Source organism: Paraburkholderia edwinii, assembly GCF_019428685.1.
Classification (GTDB): Bacteria; Pseudomonadota; Gammaproteobacteria; order Burkholderiales; family Burkholderiaceae; genus Paraburkholderia; species Paraburkholderia edwinii.
On sequence record NZ_CP080096.1, the window covers coordinates 1,703,133 to 1,723,867 of the forward strand.

At 62.8% G+C, this 20,735-nt stretch carries 23 protein-coding genes; 9 read left to right on the top strand and 14 right to left on the bottom strand.

Going from position 1 to position 20,735, the window contains the following annotated elements:
* Window positions 1-441: 441 nt before the first annotated feature.
* On the top strand, window positions 442-942 hold the full coding sequence (locus tag KZJ38_RS29390; protein ID WP_219800598.1) for a hypothetical protein: 501 nt from the start codon (window positions 442-444) through the stop codon (window positions 940-942).
* 162 nt (window positions 943-1,104) lie between these two features.
* Here the strand turns inward: KZJ38_RS29390 and KZJ38_RS29395 are convergent, their stop codons facing one another.
* Both KZJ38_RS29395 and KZJ38_RS29400 read right to left on the bottom strand, forming a co-directional pair.
* Window positions 1,105-1,500 (bottom strand): response regulator transcription factor, encoded by a 396-nt coding sequence (locus KZJ38_RS29395; protein ID WP_219800599.1) that lies wholly within the window; start codon window positions 1,498-1,500, stop codon window positions 1,105-1,107.
* Between the two features lie 129 nt (window positions 1,501-1,629).
* Entirely contained in the window at window positions 1,630-2,316 is a 687-nt protein-coding gene (locus KZJ38_RS29400; protein ID WP_219800600.1) for a response regulator transcription factor, read from the bottom strand.
* A gap of 263 nt (window positions 2,317-2,579) precedes the next feature.
* Here KZJ38_RS29400 and KZJ38_RS29405 point away from each other — a divergent pair, with 263 nt between their 5' ends.
* From KZJ38_RS29405 to KZJ38_RS29415, 3 genes are all read left to right on the top strand, one after another.
* Window positions 2,580-4,931: a sensor histidine kinase gene (locus tag KZJ38_RS29405; RefSeq protein ID WP_246641830.1), complete on the top strand. Its 2,352-nt coding sequence runs from the start codon at window positions 2,580-2,582 to the stop codon at window positions 4,929-4,931.
* A gap of 146 nt (window positions 4,932-5,077) precedes the next feature.
* On the top strand, window positions 5,078-6,073 hold the full coding sequence (locus KZJ38_RS29410; RefSeq protein ID WP_219800601.1) for a helix-turn-helix transcriptional regulator: 996 nt from the start codon (window positions 5,078-5,080) through the stop codon (window positions 6,071-6,073).
* 262 nt (window positions 6,074-6,335) lie between these two features.
* Window positions 6,336-6,749 carry a DUF3331 domain-containing protein gene (locus KZJ38_RS29415; RefSeq protein ID WP_219800602.1) on the top strand — a complete coding sequence of 138 codons (414 nt, stop codon included), beginning with the start codon at window positions 6,336-6,338 and terminating at the stop codon, window positions 6,747-6,749.
* A 101-nt stretch (window positions 6,750-6,850) separates the two neighbouring features.
* On the opposite strand, the gene KZJ38_RS29420 is transcribed toward KZJ38_RS29415, so the two are convergent.
* The 3 genes from KZJ38_RS29420 to KZJ38_RS29430 all read right to left on the bottom strand — a co-directional run bounded on the left by KZJ38_RS29420 (window position 6,851) and on the right by KZJ38_RS29430 (window position 8,350).
* Window positions 6,851-7,303 (bottom strand): hypothetical protein, encoded by a 453-nt coding sequence (locus KZJ38_RS29420; RefSeq protein WP_219800603.1) that lies wholly within the window; start codon window positions 7,301-7,303, stop codon window positions 6,851-6,853.
* A gap of 358 nt (window positions 7,304-7,661) precedes the next feature.
* Complete coding sequence (locus KZJ38_RS29425; RefSeq protein ID WP_219800604.1) at window positions 7,662-7,910, bottom strand: hypothetical protein; 249 nt, start codon at window positions 7,908-7,910, stop codon at window positions 7,662-7,664.
* Between the two features lie 221 nt (window positions 7,911-8,131).
* Complete coding sequence (locus KZJ38_RS29430; RefSeq protein ID WP_219800605.1) at window positions 8,132-8,350, bottom strand: hypothetical protein; 219 nt, start codon at window positions 8,348-8,350, stop codon at window positions 8,132-8,134.
* Window positions 8,351-8,805: 455 nt separating this feature from the next.
* On the opposite strand from KZJ38_RS29430, the gene KZJ38_RS29435 reads away from it, so the two are divergent.
* Complete coding sequence (locus KZJ38_RS29435) at window positions 8,806-9,210, top strand: hypothetical protein (protein ID WP_219800606.1); 405 nt, start codon at window positions 8,806-8,808, stop codon at window positions 9,208-9,210.
* Between the two features lie 73 nt (window positions 9,211-9,283).
* Here KZJ38_RS29435 and KZJ38_RS36960 read toward each other — a convergent pair whose 3' ends face one another.
* Window positions 9,284-10,339: a cache domain-containing protein gene (locus KZJ38_RS36960; RefSeq protein ID WP_219800607.1), complete on the bottom strand. Its 1,056-nt coding sequence runs from the start codon at window positions 10,337-10,339 to the stop codon at window positions 9,284-9,286.
* Window positions 10,340-10,778: 439 nt separating this feature from the next.
* Here KZJ38_RS36960 and KZJ38_RS29445 point away from each other — a divergent pair, with 439 nt between their 5' ends.
* Window positions 10,779-11,702, top strand: coding sequence for a LysR family transcriptional regulator (locus tag KZJ38_RS29445; RefSeq protein ID WP_219800608.1), 924 nt, complete (start codon window positions 10,779-10,781; stop codon window positions 11,700-11,702).
* Window positions 11,703-11,829: 127 nt separating this feature from the next.
* Here KZJ38_RS29445 and KZJ38_RS29450 read toward each other — a convergent pair whose 3' ends face one another.
* From KZJ38_RS29450 to KZJ38_RS29465, 4 genes are all read right to left on the bottom strand, one after another.
* Complete coding sequence (locus tag KZJ38_RS29450) at window positions 11,830-12,609, bottom strand: DUF4410 domain-containing protein (RefSeq protein ID WP_219800609.1); 780 nt, start codon at window positions 12,607-12,609, stop codon at window positions 11,830-11,832.
* A 264-nt stretch (window positions 12,610-12,873) separates the two neighbouring features.
* Window positions 12,874-13,038, bottom strand: coding sequence for an FmdB family zinc ribbon protein (locus tag KZJ38_RS29455; RefSeq protein WP_219800610.1), 165 nt, complete (start codon window positions 13,036-13,038; stop codon window positions 12,874-12,876).
* A gap of 143 nt (window positions 13,039-13,181) precedes the next feature.
* On the bottom strand, window positions 13,182-14,141 hold the full coding sequence (locus KZJ38_RS29460; protein ID WP_219800611.1) for an amidohydrolase family protein: 960 nt from the start codon (window positions 14,139-14,141) through the stop codon (window positions 13,182-13,184).
* Between the two features lie 210 nt (window positions 14,142-14,351).
* Window positions 14,352-15,683: an MFS transporter gene (locus tag KZJ38_RS29465; RefSeq protein WP_219800612.1), complete on the bottom strand. Its 1,332-nt coding sequence runs from the start codon at window positions 15,681-15,683 to the stop codon at window positions 14,352-14,354.
* Between the two features lie 160 nt (window positions 15,684-15,843).
* Here KZJ38_RS29465 and KZJ38_RS29470 point away from each other — a divergent pair, with 160 nt between their 5' ends.
* Window positions 15,844-16,737, top strand: coding sequence for a LysR family transcriptional regulator (locus KZJ38_RS29470; protein ID WP_219800613.1), 894 nt, complete (start codon window positions 15,844-15,846; stop codon window positions 16,735-16,737).
* A gap of 16 nt (window positions 16,738-16,753) precedes the next feature.
* Here KZJ38_RS29470 and KZJ38_RS29475 read toward each other — a convergent pair whose 3' ends face one another.
* From KZJ38_RS29475 to KZJ38_RS29485, 3 genes are all read right to left on the bottom strand, one after another.
* Window positions 16,754-17,536, bottom strand: coding sequence for an alpha/beta fold hydrolase (locus KZJ38_RS29475; protein WP_219800614.1), 783 nt, complete (start codon window positions 17,534-17,536; stop codon window positions 16,754-16,756).
* Between the two features lie 140 nt (window positions 17,537-17,676).
* Window positions 17,677-18,252 (bottom strand): DUF1349 domain-containing protein, encoded by a 576-nt coding sequence (locus KZJ38_RS29480; protein WP_219800615.1) that lies wholly within the window; start codon window positions 18,250-18,252, stop codon window positions 17,677-17,679.
* A 112-nt stretch (window positions 18,253-18,364) separates the two neighbouring features.
* Window positions 18,365-18,790 (bottom strand): GFA family protein, encoded by a 426-nt coding sequence (locus tag KZJ38_RS29485; RefSeq protein WP_425518443.1) that lies wholly within the window; start codon window positions 18,788-18,790, stop codon window positions 18,365-18,367.
* A gap of 373 nt (window positions 18,791-19,163) precedes the next feature.
* Here KZJ38_RS29485 and KZJ38_RS29490 point away from each other — a divergent pair, with 373 nt between their 5' ends.
* On the top strand, window positions 19,164-19,364 hold the full coding sequence (locus KZJ38_RS29490; RefSeq protein ID WP_219800616.1) for a hypothetical protein: 201 nt from the start codon (window positions 19,164-19,166) through the stop codon (window positions 19,362-19,364).
* A gap of 58 nt (window positions 19,365-19,422) precedes the next feature.
* Complete coding sequence (gene phaP / locus KZJ38_RS29495) at window positions 19,423-19,980, top strand: TIGR01841 family phasin (RefSeq protein ID WP_219800617.1); 558 nt, start codon at window positions 19,423-19,425, stop codon at window positions 19,978-19,980.
* Between the two features lie 106 nt (window positions 19,981-20,086).
* On the opposite strand, the gene KZJ38_RS29500 is transcribed toward phaP, so the two are convergent.
* Complete coding sequence (locus KZJ38_RS29500) at window positions 20,087-20,668, bottom strand: TetR/AcrR family transcriptional regulator (RefSeq protein WP_219800618.1); 582 nt, start codon at window positions 20,666-20,668, stop codon at window positions 20,087-20,089.
* Window positions 20,669-20,735 lie beyond the last annotated feature (67 nt).

Consider the following 20,735-nt stretch of genomic DNA (forward strand, 5'->3'; position numbering starts at 1 on the left):
CGTGTTCGATATGCCCGCCAGTCTACTCGATCAGTCCGCGTGAGCATCGCGCGGTTCGGGCTTCGTTCGCTTGCTTCGCAAGCGAAGCGACGGCAATCGTTCGGCCACCTGGAAGATTTTTCGTGTGTACGCGCCCTGAAGGTAGAAAGCGCGCCGATCATGCGCAGAAAACCACAACGAAACGGAGATTGCATGAATCGATCGGTACATCGAATCAGATCGTGGTTCAAACGCCGCGGGCGCTGCACGACTCGCGCGCATCCGGAGCGCACGTTATAGCCGGTCCAAATAACGAACCGGATACGCGTCGCTGTCCTTCTGGACAACCGACCATTCTTTCCGGCCCATCTCAACGACAAACATCGATACGCGATGCACGCTATCCAGGCGCGAGCCTGGCGCGCCTGTTTCGCGGCCGTTTGCATTTTCGGAGCACGGCGCATGTACACCTATGAGACGCTCGAATCCGCGATTAACGCTTACTTTCACGCGCAGCGCTTTGTCGGCACGATCGGTTCGATCGTCGCGCTGCTGATCTTCGTCGCGGCTGTGGCGATGCTGTGGTTCGGCGACGCGTTCATGCGCGGCCTGTCCGTCATGCTGATGGTGATCGCGCTGGCCGGCGGCGGTTCGTGCGCGACGCTTGCGGTTCGCGATACGTCAGGCGCAGGCACGATGCTGCACGTGCGCGACAGCTTCTCGGTCAAGCAGGAGGCTGCGCGTATGGAGCGCAGGATCAATCGCTATCGCTACTATCACGTTGGGCTCGCGGGCGTTGCGTGCGTCGCGGTCATGATGCTGCTCGTGACGATGGCGCCGATCTGGCAGGGCGTGGCGGTCGGCATGCTGGTGCTGGCGGGGCTCGGTCTCACGTTCGAGCATTTCGACTTGCAGCAGTCGATCGTGTATCTCGCAGCGTTAAAGCCGTCGCGCTGCGTGTAGCACGCTATAACGATACCCGACCTGTGCGACAGGCACTCATGGCAATGCAATGCTTGCGTCGATGCGAAGGCGATGTGTTTATACCAATGTATAGTGCCGGCGCGCCGCGTTAGACGTGTCGCATCTCATGCATGTCGCGCATGTGACGCCGGGCGTGCGAATCTAGTGGCCGCTGCAGCCTCGGCGATTGATTGCGCGATCGATGCACGCAAGAATCGTTTCGCCGTCGACGGGCTTCGTCAGAAAGCAGGTTGCACCATTCGCTTCGGCGACGCTGCGCAGTTCATGATCGGGAAACGCGGTGATGAACACCATCGGAATCGGCAATTGCCGCTCGCGCAACGCGGTCTGCAAGTCGATGCCGCTCATGCCGGGCATCTGCATGTCCGAGATCACGCATGCGGTGTGATCGAGGTATCCGGACGCGAGAAACGCTTCCACTGATATGAACGTGCGGCTTTGCACGCCGAACGAGCGAAGAAGATTAGCGGTGGCGAGACGAACCGATTCGTCGTCGTCGATGATCGACACCACCTGAGAGGGAAGCAAACTCGGCATTGCGAACCTGAATTACAAAAAAATGCCGTTGCTGTTGCAACGAGCCATCACAGGTTACCGGACGCGCTTCGCTTCACAACTATATATAGGTATAAGTGCAGCGCGCTGTCTGCCATGCGACGCTTCGCGTCATGCCTGCTCTTCGCGGATTTTCAATACCACTGCCTGATGCAGCAAGTCCGCGAGTGTGCGCGCGCCCATCTTCTTCATCGCCTGTCCGCGATGAACTTTCACGGTGATTTCACTCAAGCCGAGTTCGGCGGCGATCTGCTTGTTGAGCAGGCCCTTTGCGACCATGGTCATGACCTGCTGTTCACGAGCCGACAGCGACTGGAAACGCAGCTTGAGTTCGGTGAGCGATTTCTGCGACTCGCGCCGCACACGGTCGTTGCTGATCGCGCGCGTGACTGCATCGAGCAGATCCTGGTCGCGAAAAGGCTTGGTGAGGAAGTCGACCGCGCCGGCTTTCATCGCCTGCACGGTCATCGGAATATCACCATATCCGGTCATGAAGATGATCGGCAGTTCGACGCCCGCGCGGGCGAGGTCGTTTTGCACGGTGAGTCCGCTGTCCGCTTTCAGGCGCACATCGAGCACGATGCAGGCGGGCGCGTCGGGCCAGTTCGTGGTGAGCAGGTTCTGCGCGGAGGCGAATGCTTCGACGTGCATGCCGACCGAGCGCAACAGGTTCGTGAGCGCGCCGCGAAACGAATCGTCGTCGTCGACGACAAACACGACCGGATCGGGGTCGATCGGTTTGCCGTTGCCGTCGCGGGATGCGGCGCCCTTCGCGGTTGCATGGGGAAGTTGGGCCATAATTGAATTCGCGTTTGTATTCGCTCGCATGCGGCGCCGCTGGCGGACCCTGGCCGCCGTTGGCCGTCGTTTGCTCGAGAGGGCTGCGTGCAGAATGCAAGGTGCGCGACGCCCGCGTGTGCTTCGGGCCGCGCGTTGCACGAAACAAGCCGGCGCGGCGAAAACAGGCTACTGCAATATCTTCGCATGTCTGATCGTTGCGCGCATCCAGCATGCGAACGTCACGCGCCGATGCGGTCGACAATTCTGGAGACGCCGAAAAAATGTCTGATCTAAACGGCCGCCGCGCGTCGTCTTCCGGTTTGCCTGGCGCGAGCGCGCCAGGCGCTGCCCGCGCCCCGGGCACGGCGGCAGCGCAGACACAGCGACAGATGCCAGGCGGCACGCGCCTGCGCTGCCAGAGCCCCGAGCCCGATACGCCGCGCCGAATCCGCTCGCGCATCGCCATCGCGGCCGCGATCGCCGCCGCGATCTTTACGCTCGATGCGCTGACGCCGCTCGATATCGCTGTCGCGGTGCTTTATGTTGTCGTTGTCCTGATCGTCGCGCCGATCTGTTCGCGGCGCTCGATGATCGCCGTGTGCTGCGCGCTGATGTCGATGACGGTGATCGCCTTCGTGATGTCGCACGGCGGCACTTATGCGGCGGCGCCAGTCGCCCGCTGCATCGTGAGTCTCGCGGCGCTCGCGATCAGCGGTTTTCTCACGCTGAAAAACATCGCGGCGACCGACGTATTGCGCGAGCAGGTCACGCTGCTCGATCTGACGAGCGATGCGCTCGTCGTCTACGACATGAAGCGCCGCATCTGTTTCTGGAACCGCGGGGCGCATGCACTCTACGGCGTGGCCGCCGAAGACGCGATCGGCCGCGCGCCGCATGAAATCGTGCGCACGGCGTTTGAGCGGCCGCTTGCCGCGATGCTTGCCGAACTGTTGCGCACGGGCCGCTGGGAAGGCGAGCTTGCGCAGACGTGCCGCGACGGCCGCGAGCTGATCGTCGCGAGCCGCTGGACGCTGCAGCGCGATGCGCAGGGCCATCCGCTCGCGGTGCTCGTCACGAATAACGACATCACGCAGCGCAAGCGGATGGAGCTCGAGATCGAGCGGCAGCAGCAGGAAATTCGCGCGGCGATCGATGCGATTCCGGCGATGGTGTGGGTGTCGTCGGCGGACGGGCGGCCGGTGTTCGTCAACGAGCGCTGGTCGGAGTTCGGTGTGCCGCTCGACCGGATCGGCGACAGCTGGCATACGCTCGTCCATCCCGACGATCTGCCGCAGATGCAGCGCGACTGGCGCCACGCGCTGGCGACCGGCACATCGCTCGAAAACGAGTCGCGCGTGCGGCGCGGCGACGGCGCATGGCGCTGGTCGCTGCTGCGCGCTACGCCGCTGATCGACGAACTCGGCCATATCGTGCGCTGGTATGGCGTGACGACCGATATCGAGGAGCCCAAGCGCGCGGCCGAGGCGCTGGCGCGCAGCGAGTCGTTCCTCGCCGAAGCGGAGACGCTGAGCGAGACCGGCAGTATCGGTTTTTCGGTGCCGCGCTTCGAGATGTTCTGGTCGAAGCAGGCGTACCGCATTTTTGGCTACCCGGACGACGCCGAGCCGTCGCTGCAGGCGATGCTCGCGCGCGTGCATCCCGACGATCACGCACGCGTGTCGTCGCTGATGAAAACCGCGGCCACCGATCGCAATGACATCGATGCCGAGTTCCGGTTGCTGATGCCTGACGACGATGTCAAACGCGTGCATCTCGTCGCGCATGCGGTGGCGCACGTGGCCAAAACGGGCGGTGAGCAGAGCGAATATCGCGGCGCGTTGATGGACGTGACCGAAGCGCGCAACGTGCAGGATGCGCTGCATCGCTCGCTCGCGGAGCTTGCGCATGTGACGCGCATCACGACGCTCGGCGAACTGTCCGCATCGATTGCGCACGAAGTGAGTCAGCCGATCGCCGCGATCATGACGAATGGCGATGCGGGCATGCGCTGGCTCGAGCGCGACGAACCACAGCTGGATGAAGTGCGCGAAGCATTGAACAACATGCTGCGCGATGCACGGCGCGCGGGCGGCATCGTGCAGCGCATTCGCATGCTGGCAAAAAAGAGCGCGCCGAATCGCGTGCCGTTCGACCTCAATGCGCTGATCGAGGAGTCGGCGGTGCTTGTGCAGCGCGAGATCGGCGTGCATGCGATCGAGCTTCGCTTACAGCTTGCGCAAGGCGTGCTTACGATTGTCGGCGACCGTGTGCAGTTGCAGCAGGTCGTGATCAATCTGATGATGAACGCGATCCAGGCGATGGCGTCGACCACGGGGCGGCCGCGGCGTCTTGCCGTGTGTTCGTCGTGCACACAGGCAAACGAAGTGCGGGTGGATGTCGAAGACAGCGGCCCGGGCATCGCCGAAGCGGATTTGCAGCGGCTGTTTCAGCCGTTCTTCACGACGCGCGCCGAAGGGATGGGCATGGGCCTGTCGATCTGCCGTTCGATTGTCGAGTCGCACGGCGGCAAAATTCGTGCATACGCGCAACCGGGACTCGGCGCGACGATGAGTTTCGTCCTCCCGAATTCCTCTTCTCTCCTTTCAGTTGCGGTGGATGGTACCAAAGTATAGGTCGATGACACCTAAACACCGATGCAAGGAACCTTTGTACGATAGAGCGCCACGCTTTTCTCCACTACCTTTGATGCCATACAGCGGTGAGGCGATTTGCATACCGCCGCGGCATTCGATAGTTGAAGGTACCAGGAGCGTGGACCATGGAAGCATCCTCTTCGCCTGCCGGCGGTTCGCTGGCGGATTCGCTGAAATCCTACATACGTAACGAGGACGCGTGGCGGCTGCCGGCGCAGGCCGATGCCTCGGGCGCTGCTGCGTCGGGCGCGGCCTCGGCCATCTCGGCGCATCTGGCGCTTTCGCGTTGGGCGGTGGCGGGCATTGGCGCGGGCTTACCTCCGCAGGAACTGTCTGCCACGACGCCCGCGGACAGCTATACGGTCGGCGTGAATCTGCGTTCGACCGACATCACGTTCCTGCATGACGGCCGTCTCACGTACGAGGGCCGCGTGATGCCGGGCATGTTCCAGGTGACTTCTCCGGGCCATTCGGCACGTGCGGTGTTTCATGCGGCGTGCGATGTGCTGCATCTGTATGTGCCGCAAGCGGTGCTCGATGCGTGCCACCGCGAAGTGTCGGGCAACGAATCGGCCGTCAGCGTGCTGATCGACGACCCGGCGGTTTCGCACGATCCCTGCATCGAGCGGCTCGGCCAGGCGCTGCTGCTGGCCGACGAAGCGTTCACGTCGTTCGGCCAGATGTATGTCGACAGCATCAACCTCGCGCTCGTGAGCCGCCTGCTCGAGCTACGCATGCGCTCGCCGACGGGCGGCCGGCCCGGACAGCCGAAGATGCGCAAGTCCGCCTTGCCGAAATGGCGGCTGAAGCGCGCGGTCGACTATATCGACTCGCACCTTGCCGAAGCGATCGGTCTCGAAGACGTCGCGAATGCGGCGGGGCTCACTCGCATGCACTTTGCCGCGCAGTTCCGCGCGGCGACCGGTTTGCGTCCGCACGAGTATCTGCTGCGGCGGCGCATCGAGTGCGCGCAGCAACTGCTCGCTGACGAAGAGTATTCGCTGCTCGATGCGGCGCAGCTCGCGGGCTTCCGCTCGCAAGCCCACTTCACGACGGTGTTCAAGCGCATGGTGGGCTCGACACCGAAGCGCTGGAGGGACACGCAAGATGCCGGCGCGTGACTTACTGCGCTGGCTGAGCCGCGCTCGCTGCGGCGCGCTCGGCCCCTCGGCGCATGCGGGCCGCGCAGCGTTGTATGCGGCTGCCCATCGTCGGGAATCCTGTCTTGTGCGTCTCTTCGATGAGAGAAGGCGCGCTCGATGCCGCTGCGGTCCGCCAGGCCGCCGGCGCTCTGACGTCAGCCGCATCGCGGCCGGACGCCGCTGTGATGACATGTGACAAGGCAGTGCCGCGTCGCCGCGGCCGCCGCCAGGAGCCTGGAAAATGTCAGACGTTGCCCGTTGTGATCCGTGGTCCCAAACTTTGAGCCTGTTGTCTTCGCTGTCGCAAGGCACGAGCGGCTTGCCGCGCGCGCGGCGCGTCAGATGCGGCGCGCTGCGCATGTCGGACGATGTGCCGTGCACGGGCACGGCGCGGCTCGTCGAGCGGGTCGGCGAGCGGCTGCTCACGGTCAGCTGGAGCGATCCGACATCGTGCTGCTATCCCGATCAACCGTGGGTCGTGGCGATTGCACGGCGCGATGGTGTGTGCGCGCTCAGCGGCGAGCCGATCTCGTATGGTGACCCGATCTTCCGTCCGCGCGCGGCGAAGCTGATGCCGACAAACTCGCAGGCCATGATGCTGGCGAGCGCGGTGAACAAGGCCATGCCTGCGCCGCCGCCGGGGTGCTGGCTTTGAGTGTGTCGAGTTGGATCCGGATGGCTTCGAGCTCCACGAGCTGCGAGGCCTGATGGTTTTGGGCGGCCGGGCTTTGAGTTGGAACCGAGGTAACTGAGGGCTCAGGTCCAGTGCTTGAAGTCTTCGTAGCGGATCTTGCGCACCACGCCGGGCGTGCGGTCGCGCGCATCGCGGCCGGTCTCGCGCGCGCCCGATGCGTCTTTCGATTCCCAGATTCCCTGATGATGCGGCCCGTCTTGCGCCGAGCCTAATGACTGCCGGTGCGGCGTCTGCAGCGGCCGCAAGGGTGAAGCGTCGCCCGGTAAATCGCTGCTGTGCGACGGATTGCGTGCGAGTTTGCGCGCGCGGGTTTCACGATGCACGGGGGTCATCAAATCGTCATCGATTTTCACCTGCTCGACCGCTAGCGTTTCAAGCGGCGTTTGCGCATCCGCACCGACCTTGCTGAACACATCGGCCAAACCGGCCGGCATGCCGATATAGACACCGGCTGCGACGCACGCCGCACCAAACAGCAGCCCGCGGCCAAACAGGGCGAATCGGCGTGTGTCCATGATCCTTCTCCAGTCCTACTCGAGCGGCGTCGCGCTCAGGCTTCAGAACAGAAGCAGCAAGGCGTTGGAAGCGCTGCGTCAGACGTGGAATGCGCTTCTTAAGCGAAAATCTAAAGCGAATTTCTAAAGCGAATTTCTAAAGCGAACTTCTAGAGCGAATTTCTAAAGCGGGTAAGCAGGTGCCGCATGATTTGGGCAGCGGCGTATGCAGTATCGACCGCGCGTCCATGCGCGTCTTTTGGCGCTGCACGCTTGCTTTGAGATTCGCACCGATCGGTGTCCGTAGCGTGTCGCCTGCTTTAGCGTCTGTTCTGCGTGCGTTCCGCGCGCTTTCAGGCGTAGATTTCGCGTGTTTCATTTATGCCGCGAGTGCATCGATACCCAGAGACGGACGCACATCGTGCGGCGGAAAGACGCGCCAGCAGCCGTCCTGATGACGGAAGAAGAACATGCCGCGCGGTCCGGCCGGTGTCGCCGTTTCGATATAGACGAAGCGCGCGCGTTGCGCAGGCATGCGGCCTGAACGCACGACGCGCACGTGCAGGACGGTAGCCGGCGCGAGCCATTTGTCGACGAGCCTATGCAGGCATGCTTCGCGGCTCTTCATGACGAACTCCTTCTTCAGTCGCGCCGCGCAACGTCGGTGTGCGTAGCGCGCCTGCCGCATCGCATTGATTCACGGCATGACTGAAGCGTAGGGCGGCGTACCCAGGATAACAGTTAATGTTTTTCATGGATACGATAGGTTTTCGTTTATGAAAGCATAGGTGTCCGACGCGCCGTTATTCGACAGCGGGACGCCGGATCAGGCGAACGAGGCTGGCTGGCTCACGAAACCGTGTCTTCGGTCGGCGCGCAATCCTTGACGTCGCGGCTGCCCGGCGGCGCGGGCAAGTCTTCGCAGCGCACCCGCTGCTCGATGATCGCGCGCGCGAAATTGACGAGCGACGACACGGACCCATGCACGCTGTGGTACTCGGCGTTGCCGATGCGTGCGTCCAGCACGACGAGCATGCCGGACTCCTGGGCCAGTTTGAGGATATCCATGTAGGTCTCCGGGTTTGTTGCACATGCACACGCAAGAAGCGGGCCGATATGAAACGCTGTGCTCATGTTGAAACGCATGGCTCGGGCATCGTTGCGCAAATGAAGTCTGCGTTTCGCAAATGCCCGCCACCGCCGGTCGGCCGCGGCGACGGTTGCGCTGTGCTGCTTCGCGCATTCGCCATGTGTGCTCCTCTCGACCTTGTGGCGACCTTTACGCTCGACAAGACGCAAAAATCGAAATGCTGTCGTGCGAATTGTGAAGTTGCGTGACGCGTAAAAAATCACTCGGGGCATTCTCGTTCTACTGTGATATCCACGGGATCCGCAGCGAGGCTCCCGGCGGCACGCACCGCAACGCTCGTCAATCCGCTGACATGTCGGCGGAATAAAACAATGCAATGAGACGGTAAACAGGCGGCGAGCAAAGTGCGCGCAACCACCCGGAGGGGCTGTCCATGTTCCTGTCGTTGAATCATGAAAATCGTCGCAGTTTGACTGCCTTGCGCACCGTGCTTGGCGCGGTGCTGGCCTGGTCGTTGATCGAAACGCCGTTCGAACTCGCGGCGTGCGTGTCGGACACTCAGAGCGCCGCGCTCGTGTTTTCGAAATTTTTGCTCGTTATCCTGATTGCGTGTGCGGGCAGCCGTGCATCGATCGCGCCGTTCGCGAGGCTGATTGCGCTATTCGTCTGCGGCGCGAGCGTGCTCGCGATCGTGCCTGCGTTGCCGAGCGAATTCCGCTACGACCGGATCGGTTTCGTGCTGTCGACCGTCGAATGTGCGCTGAAGGCGCTCGCCATCGCGGTGCTCGTGACGCGCGATGCTGGCGTGCGGCTGTGGAGCGACTGGCAGCGGTCCTGATGTATGGCTCCTGAAGTGCGCGGTCCTGATGCGGGGTTCTGATCCGCTCAGGCGACCATATCAGGCAGCCATATCAGGCAGCCATATTCGTCTGCTGTTCGATCACGCCGTACCATCCCATGCCACGATACGTCTCATAGCCGGGTGTCAGTGCGTAACCGACGAGCGATCCGTTGCTGCTCCGATAATTACCCGTGTTGTCGCGGTTCGGCGGCAGATCGAAGCGCGCCGGCTCGCGGCCTGCTTCCTTTGAATCCGCGATGACGCGTCCGCTTGCATCGACGATCATGCAACGCGTGCGCGCGCGTTCTTCGTCGGTAAGACGCACGCTGCCGACCACCGCGGACGCCTGTTTCGCCCAGTCGAAAAACACCGCTAGCACGCCGACGATGCGGCCGTCGGCCGCGCCGTTCTCGCGGACCGCGGTCGCATAGGTCGCGACCTGCGCGCTTTGCAGCTGGGCGAGCGCATCGACGTTCGCGGTCGCGTATTCGTCGCCCGAGCGGGTGCGCAGCGCGGCGGCGAACCATTCGTGCTGCGCCGCGTTGACCGCGCCCGCAACCGGAAACTGCGCCGGCCGTCCGCTCGCCACGACATGCCCTTGCAGATCGAGCACCCAGATGTCGAGATAAACCGTGTAGCTGTCGAGAATGACCGACAGGCGCTTCGATGCATAGGCGGCCGATTCGCCGGAGCCGCTCATCGAGCAGTCGACGATAGCCGCATCGGTAGCCCACCAGCGCACGTCGCACGAGCGCTCGTAGAGATTGCGGTCGATCACGTCGATCATATTCAGCGCGAGGTCCGTGAGACGCTGTCCTTGCTGGCGTTCGAGCTCCGTCACCATGCGTTCGGAGAGGCCGTTCAGTTCCTTGCCGAGTTCGCCGGTCAGCTGGCCGATGCGGCCCGAGACGTTCTTCACCTGGTTCGCGACCACCGCGAAGCCGCGGCCCGCTTCGCCGGCGCGCGCCGCTTCGATCAGCGCGTTGATCGCGAGGTAAGTGGCTTCGCGGTTGATCAGATCGATGTCCGAAATCTTGTCTCGCGAGATCTTGCGAACTTCGCGCGAGAGTTCGGCGATCGCCGAACCTTGTGACGATTGACGACGCTTTTCCAACAGGGTGGACATAGTGGGAATCCGGTGGCGGAAGGTGGAGCGCTCAGTAACGTCTTCGGTAAAGTCTTCGATTAATTAATCGCCGTTTACGGCAAGGTAAATTGAATACTTAAGCTTCCCTGAATAAATTTCGCTTTAAAACTTTCACCGGTTTCTAGTTGCACCGGGCCTGTGCGGAGCGTGTTTCTTTTTAAGCTTTTTCAGTGCATCGATGAGCCGGAATGGGGCGCACCGCGCTGGGGCGTCGCCGTGCCTGTCCCACTTGCCGGGATGGCGGTTGGTCGCGCCTGTCCGCGCGGATCATGAGTTTTTTGTCATGCTGGCGTAAGATCTTGCTTTATAAGAGGTGAAACCGTTTCCAGCCGGACCGGCTGCGAGCGAGTTTTTACCGAAGCGTCCGGCTTTTCCGGATCAATACGCGTATAGCGCGCATCAACGATAGGGCAGATAAATGGACCGCTTGGAGGCAATGGAGATATTCACGCGCGTAGTCGAAGCGAACAGTTTTTCAAAGGTGTCGGAATCGCTCGAATTGCCTCGGGCCAAGGTCAGCCGAACCATTCAGGCGCTCGAGGAGCATGTCGGCGTGCGCCTCCTGAACCGCTCGACGCGCCAGGTGAACGTCACGGAAGACGGCGCGCTCTTTTACGACCGTTGCGTGCGCATTCTCGCGGACGTTTCCGATGCGGAATCGTCGCTGTCGAACAAGCGCGAAACGCCGGCCGGCACGATCCGCGTCGATACGTCGGGCACCCTGGCGCGCGCGCTGCTGCTGCCGGCGCTCGACGATTTCTACCGCAAGTTTCCGCAAATCGACGTGCGGCTCGGGCTTGCGGACCGCAATATCGATCTGATTCAGGACGGCGCCGATTGCGTGATCCGCATGGGCCGGCTTGAAGAATCGAGCCTTGTCGCGCGCCGTATCGGCAATGCGCGCATCGTCACGTGCGCGGCGCCCGCGTATCTCGAGAAATACGGCACGCCGAAAACGCTCGACGATCTGAACGAGCATCGGGCAGTGAATTATGTATCCGCGCGCAGCGGCAAGACCTTTCCGTTCGAATACGAAGTGGGCGGCGAGACCGTCAAGGTGCAGATGAAGGGCGTGCTCGCGGTCAACGACGGTAGTGTGTATATCGGTGCGGCCGCGCTCGGGCACGGCATCATCCAGCCGTCGCGCTTCATGGTGGCCGAACTGATCGACAAGGGTGCGTTGACGGAAATTCTCGGCGATTTCACGTGCCCGTCGACGCCGCTGTCGATCGTCTATCCGCATCGCCGCAATCTGAGTTCGCGGCTGCGGGCGTTTACGGGCTGGGTCAGCGAACTGGCGGAGCAGCATCCTGACCTGAACGGCAACGCCGCGCAGGAGTAACGCTGACTCCTGCGCGGCGCATCGGGAAGGCTGGGTTGGTTGAGACAGGGCGGCGGGTTCGCGCTTGTGCGGGTTAGCGTCGTTCGCGTTAGTTCGAGCTGGCTTGCTTTGCTGACGCGACCTGGCTTTAGCGAACCGTGCTGCCGGGCAACCAGCCTTCACTGACGCCGATATCCGCAATCTGCTTCGCGATCTTGTTGCCGAGGCGCTTTGCATCTTCGCCAACGGTGTCATGCCTCGTTTCCGACACCGCGTGCATGCCGCCGCCCATCGCTACCGACGTGGCGATATGTCCGGCCGCCGCGCCGACGCCCGCGGTTTCGGCGACGCCCGGTGCCTTGCCGCTATCCGCATTCGCATCGAAGCTCTGCACGAGCGTCGGCGTACCGCCGGCCGGCTTGTACAGCACCTGCACGGTCGTGCCGACCTCGCTTTCGCCGGCGCCCAGGCCGATCATCGTGCGGCGGCGGCGATTGCCGGCGTCGATCTTGTCGAAGCTGCCTTGCACGAGCAGCACGTTCTGATCGGCGGGCGGAGGCGCGTCGGTGCGCACCGCGTGCAAGCCCATCGATTGCAGCTTGCGCACGATTTCATCGGCGACCTGTTGCTGGACCTGAACCGCGTCGGCGGCCTGCTGCGGTTGGTCGGAGCTGCCGGACATGTGCGAGATCAGCTTGTGCGCGAGGCCGCCGCTGTCGAGCTTCACCTGTTCGGCGCTGCTTGCGAAGGAATACACATAGATGTTGTCGGGCCGCACCTGCGTTTGCGTGACGACCGGATTCGGGCTTGCGTTCGCGACGTTGGTGATACCGCTTGCGCAGCCGGTCAGCAGGATCGCGCTGAACAGCAGGGCGGACGAAGCGTGGCGGGCGGTTTTGGTGCCGATGGATTTGAGCGTCGTGAACATGATGGACTGACCTGTGAGTTGTGCGTAAAAGTGCAATGAGAGTGCGATAAGAGAGCGATGAGTGGCTTGAACTTATCGTCCGATGATTGCGGCGATGTCACCTGTTGCGTGACTTGCCTGATCGGATCTGCACTTGCGTTTTCATCAGGTCGGCCCGCGGAAGCGAGTATGGTCGACACACTTCGCTCCCGCCATCCGTCAATTATGTCGAGCCATGTCAGCGCCGCGTGAGCCTTGCGGCGCATGGCTCACGGCGATATCGGCTCAGCTCTTGCGCGAGGTCTTCACGACGAATTGTGTAGGCAGGTGCTGAACTTTTTCGCTGCCGCATTTGGGGCAGGCGGGGTGCGCGGTCGGGTGCTCGCTGATGTGCTCGGCGTGCTCGAATTTTTCGCCGCACTGTTCGCAGCGGTACTCGTAGGTCGGCATGGCAAACCTCCTGCTGAAACGGGCGGGAGAAGAAGAGCCGTGGAAAGGACGCACGGCATGCGCGCGGCGGCTGCGGCAAGCGGGAACACGCGCGTTGCGTGCGCTGCTTGCCGGGTGGTGGCCGGGCAAATTTATTCTAGTGCTCAACGCGCGTCTGCGTCGAACCGATAAAGCGTCTGCGGTGAACGCGTGAGGATCGTCTCGCGCTGCGCTGCGTCCGGCACCCAAACGTCGAGCGCCATACGCGTCGCGTCGTAGTCGACGGATTGCCGATACTCGGTATGCGGCCAGTCGCTGCCCCAGACGAGCCGCTCGGGCGTGAACGCCTTGAGCAGCGGTGCGGCGAGTCGCGCGCCGAGTTCGGTGCCGTCGCTATCGTGCCCGTTTCCAGTGGGTGTACTGACCGATTTCACACTTCGGTAAGCGCCGGAGAGTTTGACCCACACGCGCCCCGTCGACGCCACCGACAGCAGATAACGGAAACCCGGATCGTCAGCGCCAAGCTCGGGCGAGGGCCGCCCGAAATGATCGACGACCACCGTGCAGCGGTGCGCGAGCAGCGCGCCGACCAGCGCGGGAAGATCCGCCGCTGCGCGATGCACTTCGACATGCCAACCAAGCGCATTGACGTGCGCAAGCAGGTTGCGCCACTCGGGCTGCGCCAGGTCCGGAAGCGGCAGGCCGATCAGGTTCAGCCGGATGCCGGCGACACCTGCTTGCGCGAGTTCGTCGAGTTCAGCGTCCCCGGCCGAAGGCGCGACGACCGCCACGCCGCGCAAGCGGTGCGGGTAGCACCGCATGACGTCGACGAAGAAGCGGTTGTCGGTGCCGAGGAAGCTCGGTTGCACGAGCACGGCATGCGAGAGCCCATTCGGCGCCAGATAGCTCGCATACGTTTCGACTGTTGCATCGTATTCGGGCGCATGCCGGCGTTGTGCGGCAAGCGGCAGGCCGCGGACGAACACGTGTGCATGCGTGTCCACCGCGACCAGCGCCGGGTGTGTCGCGCCAAGCCAGCCGGTCGGGGCGCCGGCCGGCGCATGCGTGCCGGAGCACGCGTCCTGCAGGAAAGAGGTCGGGCATTCGATCGCTTTGCTGTTCATGGAAATCTTTGACAACGGTGTTGCGCCGCGCGTCGGTTACGCGCGATGTGACGGGGTGGCTTCTGCTTCTTTGTGCAGCGCGCGTGCGATTTGCGACATGTGTTTCCGTGCCGTGCGCTTTCGCGCCGTGCGCGTTTGCAACCTGCGCGTTTGCAACGTGAGCGTTTGCAACGTGAGCGTTTGCAACGTGAGCGTTTGCAACGTGAGCGTTTACGACGCGCGCGCTTCGTGTGCTTTTTGCGCGTCGCGCGACGCGCCTGCTACGTGCGCCGCGTCGGCCTGCCTGTTTTGCGTGCCCGGATCGCTGGATGAACGCGTTTCGGCGATCTTGCGGCCCTTCGTTTCGGGCAGCATTAATGCGGCGATCACCACGAGTCCATACGCCGCGCCGGCGTCGATGCCGAGCGCGGAGCCGATCGGCATCGAATTGCCCATATGGCCGACGAGCACCGGAAAACCCGCCGACACGATGCGGCCAAAGTTGTAGCAGAAACCGACGCCGGTGCCGCGAACGCCTTGCGGATAGAGCTCGTTGAAAAGCGCGCCGAGCGTGGCCGGAATGCCTGCCGAAAACAGACCAAGCGGGAAGCTCAGCGCAAGCATCGCGGTGTCGCCGATTGGCAGGAATACGTACAGATTGACGGTGATGGCGCAGCACAGTGCGAACAGGATCAGATTCAGGCGCCGGCCGATGCGATCCTGCAGCCATGCGCTCACGAAGCATCCGCAAATGAACGCGACGATCACGACCGCAAGGTAGCCGCCCGTGCCGAGTACCGACAGATGCCGCTGCGTTTTCAGATAGGTCGGCAGCCACGTGGTGATCGCGTGATAGCCGCCGTGCGCGCCGAGCCCGATCAGGCCGCCGACGATCGTCGTGCGGATTACCGAGCGATCGAAAATGCCCAGCACCGGCAGCTTCGCGTCGAGCTTGAGCGTGGTGGCGCTCGTGTCGCGCGGCGGCTCGGGCACGTTGCGCCGCGCATAGAGCACGAGCACCGCGGGGATCGCGCCGAGCGCGAACAGCACGCGCCAGGCCCATTGCGGCGAAACCCATGAGAACACGATGGCGTAGAGCAGCACCGCGCCGGCCCAGCCGAAGCCCCACGCGCTTTGCACGATGCCGAGCGCCTTGCCGCGATGCTTCGCGCGGATCGTTTCGCTCAGCAACACCGAGCCCGCGGTCCATTCGCCGCCGAAACCGAGCCCTTGCAGCGACTTGAGCACGAGCAACTGCTCGTAGTTCTGCGCGCAGGCGGACAGCAGCGTGAACAGCGAAAACCACAAGACGGTGATCTGCAACGCGCGCACGCGGCCGTAACGGTCCGACAGCACGCCGGCGAAGAGGCCACCCAACGCACCGGCGACGAGCGTCGCGCCGCCGATCAGACCCGCCTGACCCTTGCTGATTCCCCAGGTTGCAATCAATGCGGGAATCACGAGGCTGAATGCCTGTGTATCGACCGCGTCGAGTGCCCAACCGCCGAAGCATGTCCATAAGGTGCTCTTTTCCGTTGGCGAGATTTCCCGATACCAGTTCATCGCGTCTCCAGGCGGCGCCGACTGCAGGTTGCGGCCGGACATTGCATTGTTAGAAGAGAGGCGACCGCGCGCTGCACCACGGTGGCCCATGCCCCGCATTCTAGGGACTCGGTGGATATCGTTGTATTATGAAAACGATCAATATTCATATTGCGGCGATATGGAAACGCGTAGCCTCAAGTACTTTCTTGCGATTGCGGATGCAGGCAGCGTGACGCGTGCCGCCGATATTCTCGGCGTCGCACAGCCGGCCTTGAGCCAGGCGCTGACGCGCATGGAAAAGGAGTGGGGCGTGAAGCTGTTCGAGCGCAGCCGGCGCGGCGCAGCGCTGACGCCCGCGGGGCTCGCAATTGTCGATGACATCCGGCTCTCGGTGGCGCGTATCGACGCTGCGTCGCTGCGCGCGCATGCGATCGGCGCGGACCGCGCGGGGCGGCTGACCATCGGCTTTGCATCGGCGGCGCTGTTCGATGTGCTGCCGCGCACGATCGCGGCGTTGCGCGACGCGGTCCCCGGTGTCGAACTCGTGTTGCGCGAGATGAGCAATGCGGAGCAGGTCAACGCGCTAGAGAAGGGCGAGATCGACCTCGGGCTTTTGCATACGCCGGTGGCCGTCAGCGGCAAGATGAAGGAAAAGCTGATCGCGCGCGAACGGCTGCTGGCGGTGCTGCCCGATTCGTTTCCGCGTAACGGCGATGCGCCTTTGCTGCTGCGCGATCTCGCGGCGCACGGGTTCGTCTGGTTTCCTCACGATCAGCTGCCCGTGATTCGCGCGGGCATTCTGAGCGCGTTTCGCCAGGCCGGCTGCGAGATCGAGATCGTGCAGAACGCGAACCGGTCGCTGACCGTGCTCGCCTGCGTGGCCGCGGGCTGCGGCGTGTCGCTGTTGCCGAGGTCGGTGCGCACGCTGCAATTCAGCGGCGTGCGCCTATGCGAGATTGCCGATGGCGATGCGTTGCCGCGCTTCGAACTGAGCGCGATCTGGCCGGCGCGCGCGCGGCCGACGCTCGCGGACCGGTTCGCGGAGCTGATCAGGCCTTATGACCCGGAGTAGTGGGAGCGGTGGATGCTCACCACGCGGACAGGAATTCGCCGAGCACGGTCAGATAAAGCTCTGCTTCCTCGAGGTTCGGATAGTGGCCCGAACGCTGCATGACGATGAATTCCGAGTCCGTGATGCGGTCCGCGCAATCGCGCCCGTCCTGCACCGGGTTCAGCACGTCGTGCTTGCCCGACATCACGAGCGTGTGCGCCTTGATGGCAGGCAGCCGGGGACGCAGATCGAAATTCGTTAGCGCGCCCACCGCGGCTGCCATTTCCGTTTCACTGAGCGGCGCGCTAAACACCCTTTCCGCGGCTGCCTGCTTCACTTCCGCGCTGGCGTAGGGGCCAAACGCGCGAGCGTGCAGGAAGCGCTGCTTTTCCTCGAAGGTTTTGTTCGCGAGTTCGTCCGCGTGCTCGGCAAGCAGGCGCGCCGAGGACGACGTGGTGCCATGGCTTTTCGCCACGATCAGCGCGAGACTGCGCACGCGCTCCGGCTGCGCGGCCGCGACACCTTGCGCGACGTAGCTGCCCATCGATGTGCCGATCACGTTGATTTCGCCATAGCCGAGCGTGTCGGCAAGCGCGATCGCGTCGTCGATATGATCTTGCAGCGTGTAGCGCGCGGGCCTCGTCGAAGCGCCGTGACCGCGTGCGTCAAATGCGACGGTGGTAAAGAACGGGCTGAAATGCCGCACTTCTTCTTCCCAGCGTTGCAGGCGGTCGCCGAGGCCATGCAATAGCAGCAGCGGCGGGCCTTCTCCTTCGATCGATACGTTGAGGTCGATACCGTTGGCGTGAATGATCGGCATGCTCGAAATGGATCGGTAATCAATTGTTCAATGCGCGGCCGGCCCGTCGGAATCGATTCCGCGCGCCGGCTGCTCCCGTAGGAATAACAATCGATGCCGCGCAAAATTCCGTCCGGCGGGCGCGAAGCGGGCGAGCGGATCTAGGTCAAATCGTGAAGCGCCTTGTCAGAAGGCGCGCCGACGCTGAACGAATCGAACTCGACCACCAGCCCGCCTCGTTCGGGCGTACAGCACATCGGGCCGACGAAGTAGCTGGCCGCCTGTGGGAACGGCGCGAGGCGCAGCAGCGGCCAGTGCGCGCCGTCGACCGAGTACTGCAAGCGCAAGACGCGTTTCGCGACGCTCGCGCGCAGCCAGAAGCCGTTTGCACCATCGATACGCGTGGCGATCGCCCAATCGGACTGGCCAACCGTCAGCACGCTGCTCAATACCAATGCACCATCGGTGAATTCGACGCCGGCCTTGACCCATTGCGTCGCGTCGATGCGCACCATCAGGCCCGCCTGATCGTAGAGCGTTTCGAACTGCCCTTGTACATGAACCTGCGCGGTGAAATCGCCCGCGGTGCGCGCGCCGTAACAGTGCCCGGTGTCGCGCGTAAAGCCGTAATGGGTTTCGCGCCAGAAGTCCGTGGCGCGGTCGGTCGTGACTTGCAGGCGCTCGTTCTTGAGCGTCCAGCTCGCGGGTTCGTTTAGCCATTCGCATTGTTCGAACACGTTTGTCTCCTCGGGGTCGTTGCTCAGGGGCGTTGCTCAAGGTCATTGCGATGCGGGCAAGCGCCAGCATAAAGCAAGCGTCAGGTGTCGTGCGAGGCCTGGGGACGCGGCGTCAGTCGCGGTCTTCTACGAATTCGGTGCGCACGCCGTGCGGCAACCACGGCTCGCGATGACAGCACCAGAGTTCATACGTCGGTTCGAAGATGCCGGTGCGATCGAACGAGCCGAGCGGCAGATCGATCTCGGTCCGGTCGGTGTATTCCATGAACGCAACCGAGCCGCATACCGGGCAGAAATGACGGCGGCCCAACGCTGAACTTTCCCAGGCTCGAGTCGAGCCTGACCACTCGACATTGGCGTGCTCGTAGATCGCGTACGAGCCGAACGCCGAGCCATGAATGTGGCGGCATGTCATGCAATGACACATGCCGACGCGTTTGGGCGTGCCGTGCGCGCGAAAGCGCAAGGCGCCGCATGCGCAACTGCCTTCATGGACGACTGTCTGCGGCTGGGTGTCTGGTAGCGCTTCCACATCGATCTCCTCGTTCGTCGTAGGCGTCGAATGATCAGCAAACTATAGACCGTAAGGATTCCATCTAATTTAATCCGTCGCTCCACAGGCATATGTCTGCATCATGACAGCAGTGCTTAATGAATGCCTCTGGCGCGGCACGATTTGCCGGGTGGATATGCAGATCAATGCAAGAGTTTCCGACGCGACGATTTGGCGCAAAAAAGATGCATGAAGAGGGAGGCATACCAATTGAAATAACCGGTTTGCCGCATTAGGATGGGGTCCCCGGTGACGACCGTCCGCTATCTAAGCGTTCCGGACGACAGCGGTATCGTCAGTTTTAAATGGTTACTGTCGCAATGCCTTATGGCGAAGCAGCCATCGATAGGAGACTCGCATGCTAAGCCCCCATGAGTTTGCAACGCTCATGCTCGTCAAGCACGCCGAACAATCGATTGATTTTGATCGGGCCGACCTTCACACGCTCGTCGAACGCAAGCTTGTCGAATTCGACAGCGGCGCCTGTGCAACCGACCTGCTGCCGCGCGTGACCGACCGCGGTCACGCGTTGCTCGCGCGCTTTCACGCGCTCCGTTAAACCGATAGGGCGATGCCGTGCCCGGAAGAGCGGCGTCGCAATAATGAGGGATAGCCAGATGACTTACATTTCTCCCGAGCAATTCGCGAATGCACAGAAGGCGAATGTCGATGCGATGTATCGGTTCGCATTCGAGGCCCTCAACAGCTTCGAAAAGCTCGTGACACTGAACATGCAAACGATCAAGACCTCGCTCGATGTCAATGCGGCGCGCTGGCAAGGCGCGTTGTCGGGCAAAGGGGCGCAGGCATTCTTCGAGGTGCCGGAAGGGGCGCAACCGCTTGTCGAACGCATTGCGGCCTACAACCGTCAAGTGTTCGACATCCTGATGAATACGCATGCCGCATTGACCGAGCAGGCCGGTGCTCAATACGAACGCCAGACGCGCAAGGTGCAATCGGGCATCGACGAAGCGGCAAAGAGTGCGCCGGTCGGGTCGGAAGCGGCCGTTGCCGCGCTGAACTCCGTGATCCATGCGACCAACTCGTGGTACGACAGCCTGTTCAAGACCGCACGCCAAGCGGTTGAAACGGCGGAATCGAATATGAATGTGGTGGCGGGGGCGGCGAAGCGCGCTCAGTCGAGCGTGCCTCAAGCGGTGGCCGGCAGGAAGTAGAACAGTGTGGTAACCCGGGCGCGATCCCCGCGTCCAGGCGCTTTTCTGGCCCACCATCTGGTGGGCCATTTTTTATGCTACTTACAGGCTGTTTCGGGACTTAGGTTCAGCGGCGCGGCACGAGCGCATCGACGAGGGCCGATGCCGTTTGACGCAAGCGCTTCGGATCTTCGTAGACGCGTTCCATCACCGCGATGCCGCGCGTCATCGTGACGATCAGCGTGGCGGCCTGCTGCGGCGGCACCGCCAGTTGCGCGCGTGCTTCCTTCGTGTTCAGCACTTCGAGCAAGGTGGTTTCGAGATCGTCGAGCATGGTTTGCACTGCTTCACGCAAACGCGGCGAATCGGGGTCGATCTCGACTGCCGTTTTGGTGGACAGGCAACCGCGCGTGGGCGTGCCCTGCGAGATCGAACGGATTGCGAACGTGAAGAACGAGACGAGCGCGTCGTGCAGATCGGGCTTGTCGAGCGCCTTGCGCGCATCGGCTAGAAAGCGGCCCGTATAGCGCTCGAATACGCGGACGAAGATTTCTTCCTTGTCGCCGTATGCGTTGTATAGCGAGCCGCGCTGCACGCCGGTGGCTTCGGCGAGGTCCAGCATCGACGTCGCGCGGAAACCCTTGCGCCAGAAAACCTCGAGCGCGTCGGAGAACGCGGTGTCTTCATCGAACTGTCGGACTCCTGCCATGGCTTTCCTCTTATGACGAACGTGTACGCTCGTATTTTGACATCGATGGCGAAAATGCGCAAAGCTC

Excerpts from the sequence above, each read along its gene's own strand:
- KZJ38_RS29390 (WP_219800598.1), top strand. The coding sequence starts at position 442 with ATGTACACCTATGAGACGCTCGAATCCGCGATTAACGCTTACTTTCAC.
- KZJ38_RS29395 (WP_219800599.1), bottom strand. The coding sequence starts at position 1,500 with ATGCCGAGTTTGCTTCCCTCTCAGGTGGTGTCGATCATCGACGACGAC.
- KZJ38_RS29400 (WP_219800600.1), bottom strand. The coding sequence starts at position 2,316 with ATGGCCCAACTTCCCCATGCAACCGCGAAGGGCGCCGCATCCCGCGAC.
- KZJ38_RS29405 (WP_246641830.1), top strand. The coding sequence starts at position 2,580 with ATGTCTGATCTAAACGGCCGCCGCGCGTCGTCTTCCGGTTTGCCTGGC.
- KZJ38_RS29410 (WP_219800601.1), top strand. The coding sequence starts at position 5,078 with ATGGAAGCATCCTCTTCGCCTGCCGGCGGTTCGCTGGCGGATTCGCTG.
- KZJ38_RS29415 (WP_219800602.1), top strand. The coding sequence starts at position 6,336 with ATGTCAGACGTTGCCCGTTGTGATCCGTGGTCCCAAACTTTGAGCCTG.
- KZJ38_RS29420 (WP_219800603.1), bottom strand. The coding sequence starts at position 7,303 with ATGGACACACGCCGATTCGCCCTGTTTGGCCGCGGGCTGCTGTTTGGT.
- KZJ38_RS29425 (WP_219800604.1), bottom strand. The coding sequence starts at position 7,910 with ATGAAGAGCCGCGAAGCATGCCTGCATAGGCTCGTCGACAAATGGCTC.
- KZJ38_RS29430 (WP_219800605.1), bottom strand. The coding sequence starts at position 8,350 with ATGGATATCCTCAAACTGGCCCAGGAGTCCGGCATGCTCGTCGTGCTG.
- KZJ38_RS29435 (WP_219800606.1), top strand. The coding sequence starts at position 8,806 with ATGTTCCTGTCGTTGAATCATGAAAATCGTCGCAGTTTGACTGCCTTG.
- KZJ38_RS36960 (WP_219800607.1), bottom strand. The coding sequence starts at position 10,339 with ATGTCCACCCTGTTGGAAAAGCGTCGTCAATCGTCACAAGGTTCGGCG.
- KZJ38_RS29445 (WP_219800608.1), top strand. The coding sequence starts at position 10,779 with ATGGACCGCTTGGAGGCAATGGAGATATTCACGCGCGTAGTCGAAGCG.
- KZJ38_RS29450 (WP_219800609.1), bottom strand. The coding sequence starts at position 12,609 with ATGTTCACGACGCTCAAATCCATCGGCACCAAAACCGCCCGCCACGCT.
- KZJ38_RS29455 (WP_219800610.1), bottom strand. The coding sequence starts at position 13,038 with ATGCCGACCTACGAGTACCGCTGCGAACAGTGCGGCGAAAAATTCGAG.
- KZJ38_RS29460 (WP_219800611.1), bottom strand. The coding sequence starts at position 14,141 with ATGAACAGCAAAGCGATCGAATGCCCGACCTCTTTCCTGCAGGACGCG.
- KZJ38_RS29465 (WP_219800612.1), bottom strand. The coding sequence starts at position 15,683 with ATGAACTGGTATCGGGAAATCTCGCCAACGGAAAAGAGCACCTTATGG.
- KZJ38_RS29470 (WP_219800613.1), top strand. The coding sequence starts at position 15,844 with ATGGAAACGCGTAGCCTCAAGTACTTTCTTGCGATTGCGGATGCAGGC.
- KZJ38_RS29475 (WP_219800614.1), bottom strand. The coding sequence starts at position 17,536 with ATGCCGATCATTCACGCCAACGGTATCGACCTCAACGTATCGATCGAA.
- KZJ38_RS29490 (WP_219800616.1), top strand. The coding sequence starts at position 19,164 with ATGCTAAGCCCCCATGAGTTTGCAACGCTCATGCTCGTCAAGCACGCC.
- phaP (WP_219800617.1), top strand. The coding sequence starts at position 19,423 with ATGACTTACATTTCTCCCGAGCAATTCGCGAATGCACAGAAGGCGAAT.
- KZJ38_RS29500 (WP_219800618.1), bottom strand. The coding sequence starts at position 20,668 with ATGGCAGGAGTCCGACAGTTCGATGAAGACACCGCGTTCTCCGACGCG.